Origin of the sequence: Thiofaba sp. EF100 (assembly GCF_039822285.1) — a bacterium.
Classification (GTDB): domain Bacteria; phylum Pseudomonadota; class Gammaproteobacteria; order Halothiobacillales; family Halothiobacillaceae; genus Thiofaba.
Window position 1 is genome coordinate 103,197 of the sequence record NZ_JBAJEY010000003.1, and the last position, 21,225, is coordinate 124,421.

A 21,225-nucleotide genomic window follows, 5' to 3' on the forward strand; every position below is an offset into this window, starting at 1 on the left:
GATGCGCGCACTCAACATCAAGCTCTGGCGCGATCTGTGGCACATGCGCGGCCAGGTGCTGGCGATTGCGGCGGTGATCATGGGCGGGGTGGCGACGTTGGTGATGTCGCTCTCGACCTACGACTCGCTGGTCGACACGCGGGACCGGTTTTATCGCGAATACCGCTTCGCCGAGGTATTCGCCCAGCTCAAGCGCGCGCCGGAGTCGCTGGCGGAGCGGCTGCGCGCCCTGCCCGGGGTGGAGCGGCTGGAGACGCGGGTGGTGGCTGGGGTGAAGCTGGAGGTCGAAGGTTTTTCCGACCCCATCACCGGCCTGCTGCTGTCCGTGCCTGATGGCGACGAGCCGACGCTCAACGCCCTCCATCTCAAGCGCGGGCGCATGGTGCAACCCGGCAGCGAGGACGAGGTGGTGTTGTCCGACACCTTCGCCGACGCCCACGGCTTCGAGCCCGGCGACCGGCTGGCCGCCATCATTCAGGGCAAGCGCAAGGTGCTGACCGTGGTCGGTGTGGCGGTGTCACCGGAGTACGTCTACCAGATCGCCCCGGGCGCCATCTTCCCGGACTTCAAGCGCTACGGCGTGCTGTGGATGGGACGCCACGCCCTGGCCGCCGCATACGACATGAACGGCGCCTTCAACAACCTGGCGCTGACGCTCTCCCCGGGGGCGCGGGCGCAGGAGGTGATCGACCGCCTTGATGCGGTGCTCGCTGCCTACGGCGGCACCGGGGCTTATGCGCGCAAGGACCAGTTCTCGAACCGATTCCTTGGCGAGGAGCTGAACCAGCTGAGGACCACCGCCACCGTGTTCCCGGCCATCTTCCTTGGCGTGGCGGCCTTCCTGCTCAACGTGGTGCTGGGGCGCCTCATCAGCCTGCAGCGCGAGCAGATCGCGATTCTCAAGGCCTTCGGCTACACCCACCCTGCCATCGGCTGGCACTACGTGAAGCTGGTGCTGCTGATCACCCTGCTCGGCGTGACGGCGGGGACCGCCCTGGGCGCCTGGTTCGGCCAGGGGCTCGCCCAGGTCTATCAGGAAACGACCTTCCGCTTCCCCTACCTGGATTACCGCCTGAACCCCGCGATCGTGCTCTTTGCCCTGTTCGTCGGTGCGGCCGCCGCCATCAGCGGCACGCTGTTCGCGGTGTTCCGGGCCACGCGCCTGACGCCGGCGCAGGGGATGTTGCCGGAGACCCCGGCGATCTACCGCGCCACGGCCTTGGAAAGGCTGGGGTTCTCCCGCTGGATGGGCGCACCCTCGCGCATGATCCTGCGGCATATCGAGCGCCGCCCGGTGAAGTCCCTCCTCACCGTGGTCGGTCTGGCCTTCGCCTGCGCACTGATGATGGTGGGCAACTACCAGAAGGATGCGATCGACTTCATGGTGGACATCCAGTTCCGCCAGGCCGCGCGTGAGGACCTGGCGCTGACCTTCATCGACCCCACCAGCGGCCGCGCGCTGCACGAGCTGGAAGCGCTGCCGGGGGTGACGCATGTGGAGGGGTTCCGGGACGTGCCGGCCATCCTGCGGTTCCAGAACCACCAGTATCGTTCCGCGGTGTACGGCATCCAGCCCGAGGGGGTGCTGCACCGCTCGCTCAATCGCAAGCTCGAGCCGGTCGAGGTTCCTCCCGGCGGCATCGTGCTGACCGACCATCTGGCCTCCCGCATCCTGCACGTGAGGCCCGGCGACATGCTCACGGTGGAGGTGCTGGAGGGCGACCGCAAGGTGCTGGAGGTGCCGGTGCTCGGCATCACCCGCCAGTTCCTCGGCGTGTCGGCCTACATGCAGCAGGACTCCCTCAACGCCCTGCTGCGGGAAGGGCCGGTGGTGAGTGGCGCGTATCTCGCCATCGAACCGGGGTTCGAGCACGAGGTCTACGCCCGCCTGCACGAGCGCCCCCGCGTGCTGGGCATGGTGGCCAATGCCTCGGCAGTCAAGAGCTTCTACGCCACCATCGGCGAATTCGTGCTGTTCTACACCATGGTCTCTACCCTGCTTGCTGGCGCCATCGGTTTCGGGGTGGTGTACAACAGCGCGACCATCGCCCTCTCCGAGCGCAGCCGCGAACTGGCCTCCTTGCGCGTGCTCGGCTTCACCCGTGGCGAGATCGCCTACATCCTGCTCGGCGAGCTGGCCGTGCTGACGCTCGCGGCCATCCCGGTCGGGATGCTGCTCGGGGTGGGGCTGGTCGGTATCCTGGTGCTGGCCTTCACCAACGATCTCTACCGCCTGCCGCTGCTGCTGACACCGAGCAACTACGCCCTGGGGGCAAGCGTCGTGATCGTCTCGGCGCTGCTGTCGGGCTGGATCCTGTGGCACAAGCTCGGCAGGCTGGACCTTGTGGCGGTGTTGAAGACACGCGAATGATGCATAGCCCATACTCTTTCCGAAGCTCCTGAGTCCGAACGATCCATGCAACTTCGCTCACGCCTCGGCATCATCCTCATCACCCTCGCCGTCGCCGGCGGGCTGGCCTTCGGCTTCATGCCCCGCCCTATCCCGGTGGAACTTGCGAGCGCCGTTCGCGGACCGCTCAAGGTCACGGTGGAGGAGGAAGGCAAGACCCGGGTGATGGAGCGCTACGTCATCGTAGCGCCCATGAGCGGCTATGCCCGGCGCATCACCTGGAAGGTGGGCGATGCGGTGCGTGCCGGCGAGGAACTCGTGGTGATCGAGCCCGCACGCTCCGCCGCGCTGGATCCGCGCTCCCGCGCCCAGGCCCTGGCCCAGGTGCAGGCCGCCGAGGCGAGGCTTGCCGCCGCGCACGAGAACGCCCGCGCTGCCGCCGCCCAGGCCGAACTGGCCGGACAAACGCTTGCCCGCGTCGCCGGGCTGCGCAAGGACCAATTCGTCGCCCAGCAGGACCTCGACCGCGCCCGGACGGAGCAGGACCGAGCCCGTGCGGCGAAACTCGCGGCGGAGCATGCCGTGAACGTGGCCCGTTTCGAGCTGGAGACGGCGCGCGTCACCCTGGAGCAGACCGAGCGGCTGCAGGCCGGCGGACCGGCAGAAACACTCTCCGTGCGCGCCCCCGTCGGGGCCCGTGTACTGAAGGTTGCGCGCGAGAGCGAGGGCCCGGTGCAGGCCGGTCAGACGCTGCTCGAAATCGGCGACCCGCAGGCGCTCGAGGTCGAGGTCGAGGTCCTCTCCACCCAGGCGGTGAGGATCGCGCCCGGCACCCGGGTGCTGTTCGACCGCTGGGGCGGGGAGAGCACGCTCGAAGGCGTGGTGCGCGTGGTCGAGCCCTTCGGCTACACCAAGGTCTCGGCGCTCGGCGTGGAGGAGCAGCGGGTGCGCGTCATCGCGGACTTCGTCTCGCCGCGCGAGCAGTGGCAGAGGCTCGGCGACGGCTACCGGGTCGAGGCCCGCTTTGTGGTCTGGGCGGGAGACGACGTGCTCCAGATCCCCGCCAGCGCCCTCTTCCGCCGCAACGGCGGCTGGGCGGTCTTCGTCGTACAGGATGGCCGCGCCCGGCTCACCCCGGTGGAAATCGGGCAGCGAGCTGGCCTCACCGCCGAGGTCGTTTCGGGTCTCGCACCGGGTGAGCAGGTCATCAGCCATCCGGACGACACGATCCGCGACGGGGTCCGGGTCAGGCCACGCTAGGGGCGCGCAGGGCACAAGGACAGGGCCATCGAATGAACCTGTTTCATCGTTCTGAGCGCCTGCGCAGGAACGACGCCCTTGCCGCCGATTGAGGTGTTGATCATCGGCCCGGGGGCGGGCCTCCTACGGGCTGGGTAAGGTTGTGGGAGCGGCGCCCCGCCGCGATTGAGGTGCTGATTCATCGGCCCGGGGGCGGGCCTCCTACGGGCTAGGTAAGGTTGTGGGAGCGGCGTGTCGCCGCGATCAACCGTACAGCCCCAATAGACAAAGGGCCCAGGTCTTTCGACCTGGGCCCTTTGTGGGTATGGCGCGCCCGGAAGGATTCGAACCTCCGACCCTCTGGTTCGTAGCCAGATACTCTATCCAACTGAGCTACGGGCGCTAAACTTTGCTGGCTCCCCCGGTTGGATTCGAACCAACGACCAACGGATTAACAGTCCGCTGCGCTACCGCTGCGCCACAGGGGAGTGGCTGTGTTGTGGGTGCGCATTATAGAGGGTTTGCGCACCCTGTCAACGGCTTTTTATGCCAGCGCCCTGGCTATGCGGCGCATGGCCTCCTGAAGCTGCTCCATGGAGGTGGCGTAAGAGAGGCGCACGTGCCCCGGCGCGCCAAAGGCAGAGCCCGGAACGACTGCCACGCCTGCGTCGTACAAGAGCTTGTTGGACAGTTCGACGTCGTCCTTCAGGCCCATGCGGGCGATGACGGCCTTCACGTCCGGGAAGCCGTAAAAGGCTCCCTGGCTCGGCAGACAGGACACGCCCGGCATGGCATTGAGCGCGGCCACGACAAAGTCGTGGCGGGCCTTGAACGCCTCGATCATGGGCTTGATGCAGTCATCCCCGCCATTGAGGGCCGCCTCGGCCGCCACCTGGGAGATGGAGGTGGGGTTGGAGGTGCTCTGCGACTGCACGTTGGCCATCGCGTTGATGAGCTTGACCGGGCCCGCGGCATAGCCAATGCGCCAGCCGGTCATGGCGTAGGCCTTCGATACCCCATTGAGGACGATGGTGCGCTCATACAGGTCCGGGCAGGCCATGACGATGTTGCAGAACGGCTCCTCGGCCCAGAGGATCTTCTCGTACATGTCGTCCGTGGCGATCAGCACCTGCGGATGACGGCGCAGCACCTCGCCCAGCGCCTCCAGATCCTTGCGGGTGTAGGCCACGCCGGTGGGGTTGGAGGGGCTGTTGAGCACGAACAGCTTGGTACGCGGGGTGATGGCGGCCTCGAGCTGCTCGGGGGTCAGCTTGAAGCCCTGCGCCTGCTCGGCCTCCACGATGACCGGCTGGCCGTCGGCCAGAAGCACCATGTCCGGGTAGGACACCCAATACGGCGCGGGGATGATGACCTCATCGCCCTCATCCAAGAGGGCCATGACGAGGTTGTAGAAGCTCTGCTTGCCGCCCACCGAGACGAGGATCTGGTTGGGCGCGTAGCTCAGGCCGTTGTCGCGTTCGAGCTTGTCGATGATCGCCTTCTTCAGCGAGGGGATGCCGTCCACCTGGGTGTAGCGGGTGAAGCCCTTGTTGATCGCCTCGATGGCAGCGTCACGAATGTGACGGGGGGTGTCAAAATCCGGCTCGCCGGTACCCAGGCTGATGATGTCGCGGCCCTCAAGCTTGAGCTTGGCCGCGAGGGCGGAGACGGCGAGCGTGGGCGAGGGTCGGACCCGTTGAACGCGATGCGACAGTTGGATGTCCAAGGAGCAGGCCTCAAGTTTTCGCAAAATCTTCACAGGATGGGCATGATGCCCGACAAAATTGCCCGCATTTTACCGCAAGCCAGCCCCGCATGTCCGAAGCCAATGTATCAAAAGTGTTCCAACTCGAATCCGACTACGCCCCGGCAGGCGACCAACCAGAGGCCATCCGCCAGCTGGTGGAGGGCATCGAGGCAGGCCTCGCGGGCCAGACCCTGCTCGGGGTGACCGGCTCGGGCAAGACCTTCACCATCGCCAACGTGATCCAGCGGGTGCAGCGCCCCACCCTGATCCTGGCGCACAACAAGACCCTCGCCGCGCAGCTCTACGGCGAGATGAAGGGCTTTTTCCCGCACAATGCAGTGGAGTATTTCGTCTCCTACTTCGACTACTACCAGCCGGAGGCCTACGTCCCCGCCTCGGACACCTACATCGAGAAGGATTCATCGGTGAACGAGCACATCGAACAGATGCGCCTGTCCGCCACCAAGGCCCTGTTCGAGCGGCGGGATGTGATCATCGTCGCCACCGTGTCCTCCATCTACGGCCTGGGCGATCCCGAGGCCTATCTGAAGATGATCCTGCACCTCTCGAAGGGGGACCGCATCGACCAGCGCGCCATCCTGCGCCGCCTCTCCGACATGCAGTACACCCGCAACGATATCGACTTCCGCCGCGGAACCTTCCGCGTGCGCGGCGACGTCATCGACATCCACCCGGCGGAAAGTGACCGCGAAGCGGTCAGGGTGGAGCTGTTCGATGACGAGATTGAACAGATCACCCTGTTCGACCCGCTGACCGGCGAGGTGCTGCGCCGCCTGCCGCGCTACACGGTCTATCCCTCCACCCACTTCGTCACCCCCAAGGAGCGGATCGTCAAGGCGATGGAGCTGATCAAGGAGGAGCTGAAGGAACGTGTGGCCGAGCTGCGCGCCTCCGACCGGCTGGTGGAGGCGCAACGGCTGGAGCAGCGCACCCAGTACGACCTGGAGATGATGGCGGAGCTTGGCTACTGCAATGGCATCGAGAACTACTCGCGCTACCTCTCCGGACGGGCCGCCGGCGAGCCGCCGCCCTGCCTCTACGACTACCTGCCGCCGGATGCCCTGCTGGTGATCGACGAGTCGCACGTGACCGTGCCGCAGCTCGGCGCCATGTACAAGGGGGACCGCTCACGCAAGGAAAACCTGGTCAACTACGGCTTCCGCCTGCCCTCCGCGCTGGACAACCGCCCGCTGCGCTTCGACGAGTTCGAGCGGATGATGCCGCAGACCATCTACATCTCCGCCACCCCCGCCGACTACGAGCTTGAACACAGCGGCCAGGTGGTCGAGCAGGTGGTGCGCCCGACCGGCCTGGTCGACCCGGTGCTGGAGGTGCGCCCGGTCGCCACCCAGGTCGACGACGTACTCTCGGAGATCAACCTGCGCGCCGCCAAGGGCGAGCGGGTGCTGGTCACCACCCTCACGAAAAGGATGGCGGAAGACCTGACCGAGTACCTGCACGAACACGGGGTGAAGGTGCGCTATCTGCACTCGGACATCGACACGGTGGAGCGGGTGGAGATCATCCGCGACCTGCGCCTCGGCACCTTCGACGTGCTGGTCGGCATCAACCTCTTGCGCGAGGGGCTGGACATCCCCGAGGTGTCCCTGGTGGCTATCCTCGACGCCGACAAGGAGGGCTTTTTGCGCTCCGAGCGCTCGCTGATCCAGACCATCGGCCGCGCCGCACGCAACGTGAACGGCAAGGCCATCCTCTACGCCGACACCATCACCGGCTCGATGCAGCGGGCCATCGAGGAGACCGAACGCCGCCGCGCCAAGCAGATCACCTTCAACCAGGTGCACGGCATCACCCCGCAAGGCATCCGCAAGAGTGTGGCGGACATCCTCGAAGCGGGCTACGACCGCATCCCCGGCGCGCGCCCCGGGGCCGGCAAGCGCAAGGTGGCCGAGCCCCAGGTGGCCTATCTTTCCCCGGAGATGGCCACGAAAAAGATCGCCCAGCTGGAAAAGGCCATGTACACCGCCGCGCGCAACCTGGAATTCGAGGAGGCCGCGCGCCTGCGGGACGAAATCGCCGCCCTGCGCGAAGCCGCCTTCGGCTTCCCTGAGCCGAGCGCCATACCCGCGTAAGCGGGCTTGGGCCATGGATGGTTGTCTGTAGGAGGCCCGCCCCCGGGCCGATGATCAACGCCTCAATCGGCGGCGGAGGCGCCGCTCTTCCACCCGTTTAATTTGACGGTGGGAGCCGCGTGCCGCGGCGATGAACCCCCGGTTATTCAGCCCCCGGGGCCATCTTCATCTGCCCCGTCGCGACGAGGGCTTCGCTCCTACAGCCCCCGCGATTGCACACGTCATCGTGCAGGCGTATAAGAACCCGATCGTCTGAGCCGCCCTTGCCCATGCCGAAGAAACTTTTCCGCCGCATCGCGCCCCATCCGGACACCCTGCGGGAGCACAAATTCCTCAATCGTTTCGCCCATCTGCTGCACGATCCGAATTTGTGGCACTTCAATCGCACCTCGGTGGCACGCGCCTTCGGCCTGGGACTCTTCGCCGCCTTTCTTCCCGTCCCGTTCCAGAGCCCGATCGCCGCGACCCTGGCGATCTGGCTACGAGGCAACCTGCCGCTGGCGGTGCTGATGGTCTTCCTCACCAATCCCCTGACCATGGTGCCGATCGAGTTGTCAGCCTATTGGCTGGGCCACCTGGTCGTACCGGGGGAATTCAAGGCCCTCCCCACCCCCTTCGAATGGAGCTGGGTGTGGGACAACCTGTCCTCCATTGGCCTGCCGCTCGTGGTCGGCCACCTCATGCTTTCCATGATCAGCGCCATCTTGGGCTATTACGGCATCCAGGGTTTCTGGCGCATCCACCTGCTCCTCCACCTGAAGAAACGCAGGCAGCGGGTCTACCAGCCCGGCCTGCCACAGGCTGGCCTGAGCAGCGCTGTTGGGAACGGCGCTGGGACGCGAAGCGTCACCCGAAGGGTGGAATCCAGGAATGGATTCCGCCGCACCGCGACACCCCGACCGAAAGACCCCCAAGGCTGAGTCGGGTCACCGCCCCCCCCACCAAGAAATGAATTCCATGCCTCCATCATGGATTTCCATGGCAGGGCGAGGTCACGGCAGGCGTAAGATCACACTGTCCCGCCGCGCTTTCGGATGAAGTGCACGCCGGGGCCGGCATCACCACGCCGTATGGAACTGCAGCCGATGCCACGAGAAGGCTCGGCCCGTCCAAAGAACTCCGCCCGGAACCCCAAGGAGTCGCCCATGCTCAAGCGCACTATCCTGATCCTGCTCGCCCTCGTCCTCGGTTCGTCCCAGCCCCTCCTGGCCGATGACGCCAACCCCTTTCCCTTCCGCAAGAACCACCCCCAGGTCCAGGTGATCGAAACGGGGGAGCTGACGGCAAAATTCGACCAGTACACCATCATCGATGTCCGCTCACCCTTCGAATTCGACATCATGCGCATCAAGGGTGCCCAGAACATCCCGGTGTCCCAGCCCGATTTCGCCGAGAAGGTCAAGGCGCTGCACCAGAAGAGCGGCAAACCGATGGTCTTCTACTGCAACGGCCATACCTGCGAGAAGGCCTACCAGGCGGCCACCAAGGCCCGCCAGATGGCCGGGGTGGAGCGTGCCATAGCCTATGACGGCGGCATCTTCGACTGGGCCAAGAACAACCCGAAACTGACCCAGCTGCTGGACAAGCCGGAACTCGACCCGAAGGCGCTGATCACGGAGGACAAATTCAAGGCCCATCTGCTCGAGCCGCAGGAATTCATCGACCGTGCCCGGGCTCACCCCGCCGCCCCGATCATCGACCTGCGCGATACCTTCCAGAGCGACGGCATCTCGCTCTTTGCCACCCGCGACATCCGCACCGGCTTCGACATTCCCAAGCTCAAGGCCATCCTCAACGAGGCCAAGCAGAAAGGTCACACGGCGTTCATCTACGATGCCGCCGGGCATCAGATCAAAAACGTGCAATACCTCGTCGAGGACATGGGCCTGAAGGACTACTTCTTCATGAAGGACGGTATGGTGGGGTATTACGCCATGATCCGGCAAAAATAAGCAGGCGCGGCCCGAAGCAGATTGTTTCAAAAGGGCTGTCCTGCCCTTTTGAAACTCGCCTCGTCGCGGCACACGCCCGCGACGGGCTCCGAGACTCAATCACTTGCTGTGATTGAGTCTCGGGCGAGACATCCCTGGCTCGCATTTCCAGGCTGTTTCAAAGAGTTTTGAAACAGCCTGAAAGACGGGCCTCCTCAGCACCTCAGCATGGATGACGTGCGGCGTCAGCCCTCGCCTTCCAGCGCCCCGTCACGCATGCGCAGCACCCGGTCCATACGGCCGGCGAGGCCAAGATCGTGAGTCACCACCACCAAGGCCGTGCCCTGCTCGGCGTTCAGCTCCATGAGCAGGTCGAACATGGCGCCCGCGTTGCGGGAATCGAGGTTGCCAGTCGGCTCGTCCGCCAACACGGCCCGGGGACGGGTAACCAGCGCGCGGGCCAGGGCGGTGCGCTGACGCTCGCCGCCGGACAGTTCGCCCGGCTTGTGCTGCAGGCGGTGGCCAAGGCCGACGCGCTCGAGCATGACTGCCGCCTGCTCGCGCGCAAGGCCCACATGCTCGCCGCGAATCAACAGCGGCATGGCGACGTTCTCCAGCGCGGAGAACTCGGGCAGCAGGTGGTGGAACTGGTAGACGAAGCCGAGCATGGCGTTGCGCACGCGTCCGCGCTCCTTGTCCGACATGCGCGCGAGGTCGCGCCCCTGCAGCAGGATCTCACCGCTGCTCGGCACGTCCAGCCCGCCCATCAGCTGCAGCAGGCTGCTCTTGCCTGCGCCGGAGGGGCCGACGATGGCCACGCGCTCGCCGGCCGCAATCGCAAGATTGACGCCGCGCAACACCTCGACCTTGAGCTTGCCCTCGGCGTAGGTCTTGCCCACACCGACGCACTGGATCACAGCTTCGTGCATCATGGACGCCTCACTCATAGCGCAGGGCCTCCACGGGCTGGGTACGTGCGGCACGCCAGGCCGGGTACAGGGTGGCGAGGATGGAAAGGCCGAAGGACAGGGCGGCGATGCGCACCACGTCGCTCAACTGCACATCCGAGGGCAGCTCGCTGATGTAGTAGACATCAGCCGGCAGGAACTGGATGCCGAGAGTGTGCTCGAGCCAAGGCACCAGGGTGTCGACGTTGAGCGCCAGGCTCAAGCCGCCGATCAGCCCCAGCAGGGTGCCAACCACGCCGATCAGGGTGCCCTGCACCATGAAGATGGTCATCACCGAACCGGGCGAGGCGCCAAGGGTGCGCAGGATGGCGATGTCGGCCTGCTTGTCGGTGACCACCATCACCAGGGTGGAGACGATGTTGAACGCCGCCACGGCGACGATCAGGGCAAGAATGATGAACATCGCCGTGCGCTCGGTCTTCACCGCGCGGAAGAAGTTGGCGTGGCGACGGGTCCAGTCGCTGACCCAGTATTCCGCCCCCAGCTCGGCCGCGAGCTCGCGGTTCAGACGCGGTGCGGCGAACATGTCGTCCAGCTTCAGCCGCACACCGTTGACCGCCGTCCCCAGGCGATAAAGCTTCTGCGCATCCTCCAGGTGAATGAAGGCCGTGCCCCGGTCGAATTCATACATGCCCACCTCGAACAGGCCGACCACGGTGAAGCGGCGCTCGCGCAGCAGCGCCCCCACGGGGGTGACCGCGATGTTGGAGGTGATCAGCATGAGCGAATCGCCCACGCCCACGCCGAGCGCATCCGCCAGCTCCCGCCCGAGCACGATACCGTATTCGCCGGGCTTGAGGTCCTCAAGCCGGCCGGCCTTCATGTGCTCGCCCACGTCGGTAACCGTAGCCTCAAGCGTAGGGTCGATGCCGCGCACAATGGCCCCGCTCACCGCCGAGGGCTGGGACAGCATCGCCTCCGCCTGAGTATACGGCGCGGCTGCCGCCACACCTCCGCGTGTCTGCACGCGTTTGATGACCCCCTGCCAGTCCTCCAGCCGCTCGCCCGGGCCGGTGATGGTCAGGTGGGAGGCCATGCCGAGGATGCGCTCGCGCAGCTCCTTCTCGAAGCCATTCATGACCGACAGCACGGTGATCAGTGCGGTCACACCCACCGCGATGCCAAGGATCGAGGTCAGCGAGATGAAGGAAATGAAGTGATTGCGGCGCTTGGCGCGCGTGTAACGCAGGCCGATGAAAAGTTCGAACGGGCGAAACATGGTGATGCCGTCTAGAATAAGACCCGAATGATAGCCTGAAAGCCGTATTTCATGGCCTGCCAAGGATTGCTGAACCTGACACCGTGCCGGAGAACCCGCCATGCGCCTGACCACTCCCCTGCTGACCCTGGCCCTGTGTGCCACCATCCCGGCCACACACGCTGTCCCCCCTGTGCCCGAGCGCGGGCAGTCGATGAACTCCGTCCTCAGGCATTACGGCGAGCCACAGCAGCGGATCGCGGCGGTCGGCAAGCCGCCGATCTCACGCTGGGTCTATCCTGAATTCACCGTCTACTTCGAGCATCACCACACCATCCACAGCGTCCTGCACCAGAAACGGGCTCAGACCGCTGAGACCCGCTAACCCGCTCATCACCCACAGGAGTTACGACCATGAAAGCCAATGTCGGTTTCGTTGACATGTTCATCCGCATCTTTGCGGGAGTCGTCCTGATCGGACTCGCCATCGCCGGCGTCATCGGCTGGTGGGGCTATATCGGCATCGTGCCGCTGCTCACCGGTCTGATGAAGTTCTGCCCAGCCTATTCCATCCTTGGCATCAGCACGAAGAGCAAGGAAGAGTCCGGCGAGTCGCACTGAGCGATCGACCTGAATACAAAGACACCCCGCACTGCGGGGTGTTTTGTTTCTTAGACCAAGGCGACTGGCCCGGGACTCATATCTCCCGATCGGGTTCCTGGCCCAGGAACTCTTCGGCCAGGGCGTTTTCGCCGTGGATGGCAATCAGCTCATCGAGCTCCGCGAGCAGGGAGTCGTCCTCGTCCGGGTCGATCATGCCCCGGCCGACCAGCGTGGAGGTCAGCCCAGACAACATGGCCTTGCGCACCGCGCCGAGGGTCGGCACACGCAAGGTCTGCATCGCCTCCTCGATCACCCGGCCGAGATTGTCGCTCACCGGGGCCTGGATGAAATTGGTGGCGAGGGCATCGCTGCCGAACTCCTCCATCGCGGCCTCCAGCTCACCATAGAGGGCCTCGCGGTTTTCGAGGTCGAGCCGTCCCTCCGCCTCGAGTTCATCAACCAGCCCCTCATGCATGGCCTGCATGACGCTTCCCAGGGTCACCGGCTGCTCCATCTCCGGATCATTCGCCACGTGCACGAGGATCTCTCGCAGCAGCGGCCCAATCCGACCCGGCACATCGATGTTGATGCCCATGGCACTCTCCTCGCTTGTGTGGCTTTTCAAGACTGAGCATAGACCACATTCCGCCGGCATTCAGGGCCATCCCCGTTCGTGGGACAATACGCACATGAAGACATCCGCCCACGCCCTCATCACCGCCCCCCTGCCCCTGCGCCCGCGCGATCCGCTCTACTGGCGGCGCCCGCCTGGCGCGGCGCTCGCCCTCCTGCTGGCGGAAACGGCCAGGCGGCATGAGGGCCCACTGCTGCTGATTGCCCCCGGCATGCAGGATGCCTACCGCTTGGAAGCCGAACTGGGCTTCTTCCTCGACCAGGCGGGCGTGCCGGTCATGGTCTTTCCGGACACCGAGACCCTGCCCTACGACCTGTTCTCCCCCCATCAGGACCTGGTCGCGCAGAGGCTCGCGACCCTCGACCGCCTGCCGGACCTCAAGCAGGGGGTGGTGATCGTCTCCATTCCGGCCCTGCTGACACGCCTGCCGCCGACGAACTACGTGCGCGGTCGCACCATCCAGTTGCGCAAGGGCCAGCGGCTGGATGTCGAGGCCTTTCGCCAGCGCCTGAGCGATGCCGGCTACCGCTCGGTGGCTCAGGTGATGGAGCATGGCGAGTTCGCCGTGCGCGGCGCCATCCTCGACCTGTTCCCCAGCGGCCAGGCCCTGCCGGTGCGGGTGGACCTGTTCGACGATGAAATCGAATCCCTGCGCCTGTTCGACCCGGAGACCCAGCGCAGCCTCGAGACGATCGAGGCGCTGAATCTGCTGCCCGCGCGGGAGTACCCGCTGGACGAGGACGGCATCAAACATGCGCGCAAGGCCTGGGGACACTATTTCGACACCTCCGGACGCGACCTCCTTCGCCAGCTGCAGCAGGGCCTGCCCTTTCCCGGCATCGAATACTACCTACCGCTGTTCTTCGATGGCCTGGCCACCCTGTTCGATTACCTGCCCGCCAAGACGGTCTGCCTGAGCCTACCGGGTCTTGAGGCGGCCGCGGACGACTTCTGGCGCGAGGCGCAGGAGCGTTACGAGCAACGCCGCCACGACCGCGAACGCCCCCTGTTGCCGCCGGAGATGCTGTTCATCTCCAAAGACCAGCTTGGCACCCTGCTGCACGAGCGCCTGCAGGTGCGCATCCTCGCCGAGGACGACCCGAACTTCCCGCAGGCCACCCGCTTCCCCTTCCAGCCGCTTCCCGAGCTTGGCTGGCAGGCGCGGGCCGAGGACCCCGCGCAGCGCCTGCGCAGCTTTGTGGAAGAGATCGACGGCAAGCTGCTGCTGACCGCCGAGTCCCCCGGCCGCCGCGAGGCCCTCGGAGATCTGCTGCGCCGTCATGGCTTGAGCTTTGACACGGTGGACGGTTGGTCCGCCTTCCTCGCGAGCGACAAGCGCCTGCTGATCAGCGTTGCGCCGCTGGAGGAGGGGCTACTTCTCCCCTCGCCCTCCAAGGGAGAGGGGCCGGGGGAGAGGGTGAAGAGCGTTGGCCACGAAGCAGCCAACGCCAGCGCCTCCCCCTCTCCCCAACCCTCCCCCCCCAAGGGGGAGGGGGTGTCTATTGCCCTCATCAGCGAGACCCATCTCTTCGCCGAGCGCGTGGCCCAGCGGGGCAAGCGGGTCAAACGCACGCGCGATGCCGAGAGCGTCATCCACAACCTCACCGAACTGGCCGAGGGCGCACCGGTGGTCCACGAGGACCACGGCGTGGGACGCTACCGTGGCCTGACCGTGCTGGAGGTCGGCGGACTCAAGCAGGAGTTCCTCACCCTCGAATACGCCGGGGGGGATCGCATCTACGTCCCCGTCACCAGCCTGCACCTGATCAGCCGCTACACCGGCGCAAGCCCCGAGCACGCGCCGCTGCACAAGCTCGGCTCGGACGCCTGGGACAAGGCCAAGAAAAAGGCGATGGAGCAGACCCGCGACGTCGCCGCGGAGCTTCTGGACCTGCATGCCCGCCGCGCCGCGCGCAAGGGCCATGCCTTCCAGCTCGACCCCGAGGCCTATGCCCGCTTCGCCGAGGGCTTCCCGTTCGAGGAGACCGCCGACCAGCTCGCCGCCATCAGCGCGGTCATCCACGACATGACCTCCGGCAAGCCCATGGACCGCGTGGTGTGCGGCGATGTGGGCTTCGGCAAGACCGAGGTCGCCATGCGCGCGGCGTTCGTGGCCGTGCAGGATGGCCGCCAGGTCGCGGTGCTCGCCCCCACCACCCTGCTCGCCCAGCAGCACCTGCGCAACTTCCGCGACCGCTTCGCCGACTTCGCCGTGCGCATCGAGGGCCTCTCCCGCTTCACCGCCGGCAAGGAGACCCGGCAGGTGCTGGAGGACCTGGCCGCAGGCAAGATCGACATCATCATCGGCACCCACAAGCTCATCTCCCCGGAGGTGCGCTTCAAGAACCTTGGGCTGGTCATCATCGACGAAGAGCAGCGCTTTGGCGTGCGCCACAAGGAGCAGCTCAAGAACCTGCGCGCCGAGGTGGACCTGTTGACCATGACCGCCACCCCCATCCCGCGCACCCTCAACATGGCCCTCTCCGGCCTGCGCGAGCTGTCCATCATCGCCACCCCGCCCAAGGAGCGCCTGGCGGTGAAGACCCTGGTGACGCCATGGGACACCGCGCTGATCCGCGAGGCCATCCTGCGCGAGCTCAAACGCGGCGGGCAGGTGTACTTCCTGCACAACGACGTCGATTCCATCGAGCGCATGACCCGCGAGCTCTCCGAGCTGATCCCCGAGGCACGTATCCATTACGCCCACGGGCAGATGCCGGAAAAGGAACTGGAACGGGTCATGGCCGACTTCTACCACCAGCGTTTCAACGTCCTGGTGAGCACCACCATCATCGAGTCAGGCATCGACATCCCCAGCGCCAACACCATCCTCATCCACCGCGCCGACAAGCTTGGACTCGCCCAGCTGCACCAGCTGCGCGGCCGGGTCGGCCGCTCCCACCACCGCGCCTACTGCTACCTCATCACCCCGCCCAAGGGGGCGATGACGCCGGACGCCGTCAAGCGGCTGGAGGCGATCGAAAAGCTGGAGGATCTGGGCGTGGGCTTCACCCTCGCCACCCATGATCTCGAGATCCGCGGCGCCGGAGAGCTTCTGGGCGAGGCGCAGAGCGGGCAGATGAACGAGGTTGGCTTCAGCCTCTACATGGAACTGTTGGACCGTGCGGTCCGGGCCCTCAAGTCCGGCAAGCAACCCGAGCTGATGCAGCCTTTGCGCCACGGCGTGGAGGTGGACCTGCGCCTGCCCGCCCTGCTGCCGGAGGACTACGTGGCGGATGTGCACACCCGTCTGATCCTCTACAAGCGCATCGCGAGCCTCACCACGGAGCGGGAACTGGACGAGATGCGCGTCGAGCTGATCGACCGCTTCGGCCTTTTGCCGCCCGCCGCGCAGAACCTCCTGCGCCAGGCTTTGCTTCGCATCCGCGCGCAAAAGCTCGGCATCCGCAAGCTCGAGGCCGGGCCGCAGGGCGGGCGCCTCCTGTTTGAGCCCAACCCGCCGATCGACCCTCTGCGCATCGTCCAACTGATCCAGCGCGAGCCCAAGACCTACCAGCTCGGCGGGCAGGATGCGCTGAAATTCACCGCGCCGCTGGCCGAGGCGGAGCAACGCTTCACATTCATTGAGCGCCTGCTCGAAAGATTGGGAGGAGGAGATCGGGCATGAAATGGATCACGTTGTTGTGGGCTGGATCATTGGCATGCGCTCCCGTCGGTGCGTCCTTCGCCACCATCTACAAATGCCCAGGGAAAAACGGCTCCATCGAATTTACGAGCATCCCCTGTGAGGACGGCGAACGCCGCAGCAAGGATGGATGGGTCAACCTTGAAGAAGAGCGGAAAGCTCGCGCCTTGGCCGAGCAAAAACGCCAAGAGGCGATCCAGCGCGAACTGGAACAGATGCGTTCCCAAAAGGCATCAACGTCCAAGAGTTCGCTGGGCGGGCTCGATGAAGAAACCAGCCAACCTCAAATTCCAAATACCCCCTTTCAATGCGATGGACGAACACATTGCTCGCAAATGCGCTCATGTGAAGAAGCCATTTACTTCCTCAACCACTGCCCCAACACCAAAATGGACGGCGACAGTGACGGGATTCCCTGTGAGGACCAGTGGTGTGGGCATGGAAGCGTGACCGATCTTGATCTGGAGCGGTGGATAAAGCGATGGGGTCGCCATGTCCGTCGTTAAGGGCGCGCCGGCAGGCCCGTTCCGCCGCCTTGGCGCGCTGTTTTACGATTGGCTGCTGATCCTCGCCCTGTGGTTCGTGCTGACCGCATTGCTACTCCCCCTCACCGGGGGTGAGGCCCTGCCCGAGCAAGGCCCCTGGCACTGGGCCTACCAAGCCTTACTCGGGCTTTCCGCGCTCGGCTTCTACCTGGGCTTCTGGCGCAAGGGCGGGCAGACACTCGGCATGCGCGCCTGGCGGGTGAGGCTGATCGACGAAGCGGGCGAGACGCCTCGCCTTGCCGCCCTGCTGCGCCGCGCCCTGTGGGCCGTGCCAAGCTGGGGACTGCTGGGCCTTGGAGTGCTGGCCCTGGTCCTCGACCCCAAACGGCGTGCCCTGCAGGATCGCATGAGCGGGACGCGCCTGATCGTGGATGAAATCCGATGAGCGAAAGCAAAGAAAAGATCTACCGGCATGGCCGTGGCGGCAGCGACCCCGAGCACCAGGCCCATCAGGCCGACATCCAGGCCCTCTTTGCCGGGCACACGCGGCTACACCGGGTGACGGAGCCCCTGCCGAATGGCATTCGCACCTGCACCACCAGCGATGATCCCGCCCTGGCCCTGATCCTGCGCCGTCATGCCGCGGACATGAAGGCACGCTTCGCCAAGGGCCGGGCGATCCGCTCCTGGGACCCGCTGTTCGCCGAGCTGTTCGAGCAGCGCGAGAACATCCGGGTGGAGCTCTTCGAGCGGGAAGACGGCGTGTGCGCGGAACTGACCAGCGATGACCCGGCGCTAGTGCCGCTGATCCTTGCCCACGATGCCACGCTGCACCGCTTCATCCAGGAAGGCAGCGCCCGTGCAGAGGACGCCTCACCCATGCCGGAGGCCCAGCGGGGGTAGGAACGGTGCCCCGCCGCGACCCAGTGCGGGATCATCGGCCCGGGGGCGGGCCTCCTACACGGGAGAAGGCATACTGCCCCTGATCCTCGCCCATGCCGGTGTAGGAGCGGCGCCCCCGCCGCGACCCAGTGCAGGATCATCGGCCCCAGGCCAACCTGGCCCCGCTGTTTCAGGCAAACAGGTCGACGCCACCCGACCGCACCGGGTATTCGATCCCTCTGGCGGCGGTATCCGCCGCATCCGCCCCCGGCCCGGTGCTCCAGGGGCTGCCGCTGCCCTGCCCGGAGGCTCCGCCCTGGCCGTTGAACCCCTGCGCATTCTGGCCCTGCTGCTGACCGACATTCACGTTGACCTGGGTGAACCCCTGGTCGGCCAGCATTTCACGCAGCCTCGGCAGCGCCGCCTCGATGACCTCGCGGGTCAGCGCGTGGGCCGCACCGAAATGCACGTTGGCCTCGTTGCCGCGCAGGTGGAGGTGGATCTCCATGGGGCCGAGATCGACCGGGTTCAGTTCGATGCGCGCGCCCTGCATCTGCTGGCCGAGCATCAGCATCACCCGCTGCCCCACGGCCTCACCGAATTCACGCGGCTGGTGCACTGGGATGGGGATGCGTTCGAGGAAGGGGAGGTCCTGAGGCGTGCGCGGCCTGGACGGATCCGCGGCCAGCAGGGGAGGCATGGCGGACGGGTTATCGGACGACGCGGGGGAGGCTTCGAACCGGGCCATGAGCTCTCCGGGACGGGCCGAAGGCTCCACGTCCCGCACCGGAAGGCCGGGGACTTCAGCCACCTGCTGGGCCATCCGCATCGCCTCGGCCGGCTCCCAGCGCTCAAAGCCGGGGACTGCACCCCGGTCTGCGGCAGGAGGCGTTGCGGCCTGACGCACATCAGGCCCCGCCCCCTCTTTGGGCAACACGACCTGCACCGCTCCACCCATGGTCACTCGCCCGCTTGCCGCCAAGGGAGCCGATGCGCTCGCCGCGAGAAGGCGGGGGTCATCGGAGAGGGGCGGGAGGGGGAGACCGACTGCCATCGGCATGCCTGCGGCGGATACCTCACCCGTCGATGCGGGTAGCTCCTGCGCAGGCTGACGGGCGATATCCGTTACCGGTTCTTCCGGGCCGAAATCCACCTTGGCAAGACCGGAAACAACCGCTCCCGGCGGGATGGGCCCCTGAGCATCCCCCAGCATGGCAAGCAGCTGCTCGATGACCGAGGCCGGCTCCCCTCCCGTATCGCCCCCGGAATCGCCAGAATCGCCCTTGCCCGCGCCCGGGTCGAGCATGGCCTCCAGTACCCGAGCCTCGGGACCATTCACCTCGCCGACGGCCTGGGCATGGTGGATCTCGCGCTGGAACTCGGCCATCAGGCTGGCGCGGGCCTCAGGTGGCATGCCCTCCATCTGCTGCTCCAGGGCAGGAAGCATGGACTGCAGGAAGCCCGCGAAATCGACCGTGCCATCCGCCTGCAGCACCTTGGAGGATGCGCCCTCCATCCCGCCGGGCAGGACGTTCATCAGGGCTTGGAGCAGGCCAGGTTGCATGGGAGGGCCCTCAGCGGGAGGTGGTGGATTGGAACTTCAGGCGCAGGGCGAATTCATCCTGCAGCCGCTGGTCTTTACGCGCCACGCCCTGCGCAATGCTGGCGGAAAGCTTTTCCTCCACCTTCTGCAGGCCACGGGTCCGGGTGCGCTGCTCGTTCCAGGCCAGGGCGAGCTGGGCATGCTCCCTGGCCAGGCGCTCGACCACCTGGCGCTGCTGCCGCACGGCCTCCTCGATGCGGGCCATGAAGGCACGGTAGTTCTGCAGGGCAAACACTCCCGCGCTGCCGCCGGGGTTGAACGACAGCCGGGCCGCGTATTCGCGCTGGTACTCCTCAAGCAGGTTGAGGCGCTGCTGCTGCTCATCCAGACGGGCGCGTGCCTCGGTCATGCGACGCGCAGCCTTGTCCTCCTCCTGGCGGGCGAAGTCGGTCAGGCGCTCAAGGCGTTGCTGGCGTTGCTGCTGCGTCATGTCGCCCTCCTTTTCTTGTCAAGCATAGCCCCCTACCCCTTCGCTGTCATGCCACCCAGGTCATTGCTGAAACAGGCTGAACAGTGCCTCGAGGCTCTCCGCCATGGTGCTGCCGTGGCGCAGATCCTGGCGCAGGAAGTCCTCAAGCCGGGGGTGCATCTCGACCGCGGCATCGATGCGGCTGTCCGTGCCGCGCCGGTAGGCCCCCACGCTGATCAGGTCGCGGTTCTGGGTGTAGGTGGCGGCCAGCTGGCGGAAGCGCAGGGCGGCATCACGCTGTTCGTGCGGGACGATGGCCGGCATCACCCGGCTGACCGAGGCCTCGACGTCGATCGCGGGGTAGCGCCCGGTCTCGGCGATCTCGCGCGAGAGCAGGATGTGGCCGTCGAGGATGGCGCGCGCGGCATCGGCGATCGGGTCCTGTGGGTCGTCGCCCTCGGTCAGCACGGTGTAAAAGGCGGTGATCGAGCCGCCACCTTCCTCGCCGTTACCCGCCCGCTCCACCAGCTGCGGCAGGCGGTAGAACACCGACGGCGGATAGCCCTTGGTGGCCGGCGGCTCACCGATGGCGAGGCCGATCTCGCGCTGTGCCTGGGCAAAGCGGGTGAGGGAGTCCACCAGCAGCAGCACGTTCAGCCCCTGGTCGCGGAAGTATTCGGCAATGCTATGCGCAAGCCAGGAGCCATGCAGGCGCATCAAGGGCGAGGCATCCGCCGGGGCGGCGACCACCACCGCACGGGCCAGGCCCTCGGGGCCGAGGATCTCCTGCACGAACTCCTTGACCTCACGGCCCCGCTCGCCGATGAGCCCCACCACGATCACATCCGCCCGGGTGTAGCGCGTCATCATGCCCAAGAGCACGCTCTTGCCCACGCCGGAGCCGGCGAACAGGCCCATGCGCTGGCCGCGCCCCACGGTGAGCAGGGCGTTGATCGCCCGTACCCCCACGTCCAGCGGTTCGCGTACCGGCGCACGGCGCAGCGGATTGATGGGGCGACCGGTCAGGGGCACCGGATCGCCGGGTGGCAAGGGGCCCTTGCCATCCAGGGGCTGGCCGGAGCCATCCAGCACGCGGCCGAGCAGGCCTAGACCTACCCGCACCCCCATGCTGCGGCCGGTGGGGATGACGCGCGACTGAGGAGCTAGGCCCTGCGTGCCCTCGGTCGGCATCAGGTAGAGACGGTCGCCGGCAAAGCCGACCACCTCGGCCATCAGCTCCTGCCCCCCGGGGCTTACGATCCTGCACTGTTCCCCCACCGGGGCATGGCAACCCTCGGCCTCCAGGGTCAGGCCGACCATGCGCGTCAGCACTCCCTCGACCACGGGGCGGGGCGGCCCCGGGAGATGGGCGGCCCGTTCGCGCAAGCGTTCCGCCAGGCGCATGGCAAGGTCATG

The 21,225-nt window shown here is 66.3% G+C and carries 18 protein-coding genes and 2 tRNA genes; 11 read left to right on the plus strand and 9 right to left on the minus strand.

Going from position 1 to position 21,225, the window contains the following annotated elements; all coding sequences use genetic code 11:
• The first annotated feature begins 1 nt into the window (after position 1).
• Both V6D91_RS07250 and V6D91_RS07255 read left to right on the plus strand, forming a co-directional pair.
• Positions 2–2,371: an ABC transporter permease gene (locus V6D91_RS07250; RefSeq protein WP_347319104.1), complete on the plus strand. Its 2,370-nt coding sequence runs from the start codon at positions 2–4 to the stop codon at positions 2,369–2,371.
• Positions 2,372–2,416: 45 nt separating this feature from the next.
• Positions 2,417–3,610: an HlyD family efflux transporter periplasmic adaptor subunit gene (locus V6D91_RS07255; protein WP_347319105.1), complete on the plus strand. Its 1,194-nt coding sequence runs from the start codon at positions 2,417–2,419 to the stop codon at positions 3,608–3,610.
• Positions 3,611–3,915: 305 nt separating this feature from the next.
• Here V6D91_RS07255 and V6D91_RS07260 read toward each other — a convergent pair.
• The 3 genes from V6D91_RS07260 to V6D91_RS07270 form a co-directional block, all read right to left on the minus strand.
• Positions 3,916–3,992 (minus strand) — tRNA-Arg (locus V6D91_RS07260).
• Between the two features lie 10 nt (positions 3,993–4,002).
• Positions 4,003–4,077 (minus strand) — tRNA-Asn (locus V6D91_RS07265).
• Positions 4,078–4,133: 56 nt separating this feature from the next.
• Positions 4,134–5,315, minus strand: a complete 1,182-nt coding sequence (locus tag V6D91_RS07270; RefSeq protein ID WP_347319107.1) for a pyridoxal phosphate-dependent aminotransferase — start codon at positions 5,313–5,315, stop codon at positions 4,134–4,136.
• An 89-nt stretch (positions 5,316–5,404) separates the two neighbouring features.
• On the opposite strand from V6D91_RS07270, the gene uvrB reads away from it, so the two are divergent.
• The 3 genes from uvrB (at position 5,405) to V6D91_RS07285 (ending at position 9,402) form a co-directional block, all read left to right on the plus strand.
• Positions 5,405–7,450 (plus strand): excinuclease ABC subunit UvrB, encoded by a 2,046-nt coding sequence (gene uvrB / locus V6D91_RS07275; RefSeq protein WP_347319109.1) that lies wholly within the window; start codon positions 5,405–5,407, stop codon positions 7,448–7,450.
• Positions 7,451–7,719: 269 nt separating this feature from the next.
• Positions 7,720–8,370, plus strand: coding sequence for a DUF2062 domain-containing protein (locus V6D91_RS07280; RefSeq protein WP_347319111.1), 651 nt, complete (start codon positions 7,720–7,722; stop codon positions 8,368–8,370).
• Between the two features lie 225 nt (positions 8,371–8,595).
• Positions 8,596–9,402, plus strand: coding sequence for a rhodanese-like domain-containing protein (locus V6D91_RS07285; RefSeq protein ID WP_347319113.1), 807 nt, complete (start codon positions 8,596–8,598; stop codon positions 9,400–9,402).
• Positions 9,403–9,626: 224 nt separating this feature from the next.
• Here the strand turns inward: V6D91_RS07285 and lolD are convergent, their stop codons facing one another.
• Both lolD and V6D91_RS07295 read right to left on the minus strand, forming a co-directional pair.
• On the minus strand, positions 9,627–10,313 hold the full coding sequence (gene lolD, locus V6D91_RS07290; protein ID WP_347319115.1) for a lipoprotein-releasing ABC transporter ATP-binding protein LolD: 687 nt from the start codon (positions 10,311–10,313) through the stop codon (positions 9,627–9,629).
• A 7-nt stretch (positions 10,314–10,320) separates the two neighbouring features.
• On the minus strand, positions 10,321–11,568 hold the full coding sequence (locus tag V6D91_RS07295; protein ID WP_347319117.1) for a lipoprotein-releasing ABC transporter permease subunit: 1,248 nt from the start codon (positions 11,566–11,568) through the stop codon (positions 10,321–10,323).
• Between the two features lie 100 nt (positions 11,569–11,668).
• On the opposite strand from V6D91_RS07295, the gene V6D91_RS07300 reads away from it, so the two are divergent.
• On the plus strand, positions 11,669–11,932 hold the full coding sequence (locus V6D91_RS07300; RefSeq protein ID WP_347319119.1) for a hypothetical protein: 264 nt from the start codon (positions 11,669–11,671) through the stop codon (positions 11,930–11,932).
• A gap of 29 nt (positions 11,933–11,961) precedes the next feature.
• The gene (locus V6D91_RS07305; RefSeq protein ID WP_347319121.1) at positions 11,962–12,168 is read left to right on the plus strand and encodes a DUF2892 domain-containing protein; all 207 of its coding nucleotides are present in this window, start codon (positions 11,962–11,964) and stop codon (positions 12,166–12,168) included.
• Between the two features lie 76 nt (positions 12,169–12,244).
• Here the strand turns inward: V6D91_RS07305 and V6D91_RS07310 are convergent, their stop codons facing one another.
• Complete coding sequence (locus V6D91_RS07310) at positions 12,245–12,745, minus strand: hypothetical protein (protein WP_347319123.1); 501 nt, start codon at positions 12,743–12,745, stop codon at positions 12,245–12,247.
• A gap of 94 nt (positions 12,746–12,839) precedes the next feature.
• On the opposite strand from V6D91_RS07310, the gene mfd reads away from it, so the two are divergent.
• The 4 genes from mfd to V6D91_RS07330 are packed head-to-tail and all read left to right on the plus strand — an operon-like array spanning position 12,840 to position 17,818.
• Positions 12,840–16,412 carry a transcription-repair coupling factor gene (gene mfd / locus V6D91_RS07315; protein WP_347319124.1) on the plus strand — a complete coding sequence of 1,191 codons (3,573 nt, stop codon included), beginning with the start codon at positions 12,840–12,842 and terminating at the stop codon, positions 16,410–16,412.
• Complete coding sequence (locus V6D91_RS07320) at positions 16,409–16,936, plus strand: excalibur calcium-binding domain-containing protein (RefSeq protein WP_347319125.1); 528 nt, start codon at positions 16,409–16,411, stop codon at positions 16,934–16,936. Before mfd ends, V6D91_RS07320 begins: the two co-directional genes overlap by 4 nt.
• Entirely contained in the window at positions 16,923–17,360 is a 438-nt protein-coding gene (locus tag V6D91_RS07325) for an RDD family protein (RefSeq protein ID WP_347319127.1), read from the plus strand. Before V6D91_RS07320 ends, V6D91_RS07325 begins: the two co-directional genes overlap by 14 nt.
• The gene (locus V6D91_RS07330) at positions 17,357–17,818 is read left to right on the plus strand and encodes a hypothetical protein (RefSeq protein ID WP_347319128.1); all 462 of its coding nucleotides are present in this window, start codon (positions 17,357–17,359) and stop codon (positions 17,816–17,818) included. Before V6D91_RS07325 ends, V6D91_RS07330 begins: the two co-directional genes overlap by 4 nt.
• Before the next feature lie 169 nt (positions 17,819–17,987).
• On the opposite strand, the gene V6D91_RS07335 is transcribed toward V6D91_RS07330, so the two are convergent.
• From V6D91_RS07335 to fliI, 3 genes are read right to left on the minus strand one after another with little or no spacing between them, the layout of a single operon-like run.
• The gene (locus V6D91_RS07335) at positions 17,988–19,361 is read right to left on the minus strand and encodes a flagellar hook-length control protein FliK (protein ID WP_347319130.1); all 1,374 of its coding nucleotides are present in this window, start codon (positions 19,359–19,361) and stop codon (positions 17,988–17,990) included.
• A gap of 10 nt (positions 19,362–19,371) precedes the next feature.
• A complete protein-coding gene (gene fliJ / locus V6D91_RS07340; RefSeq protein ID WP_347319132.1) occupies positions 19,372–19,830 on the minus strand; it encodes a flagellar export protein FliJ in 459 nt (152 codons plus the stop codon).
• Positions 19,831–19,890: 60 nt separating this feature from the next.
• On the minus strand, positions 19,891–21,213 hold the full coding sequence (gene fliI, locus V6D91_RS07345) for a flagellar protein export ATPase FliI (protein ID WP_347319312.1): 1,323 nt from the start codon (positions 21,211–21,213) through the stop codon (positions 19,891–19,893).
• Positions 21,214–21,225 lie beyond the last annotated feature (12 nt).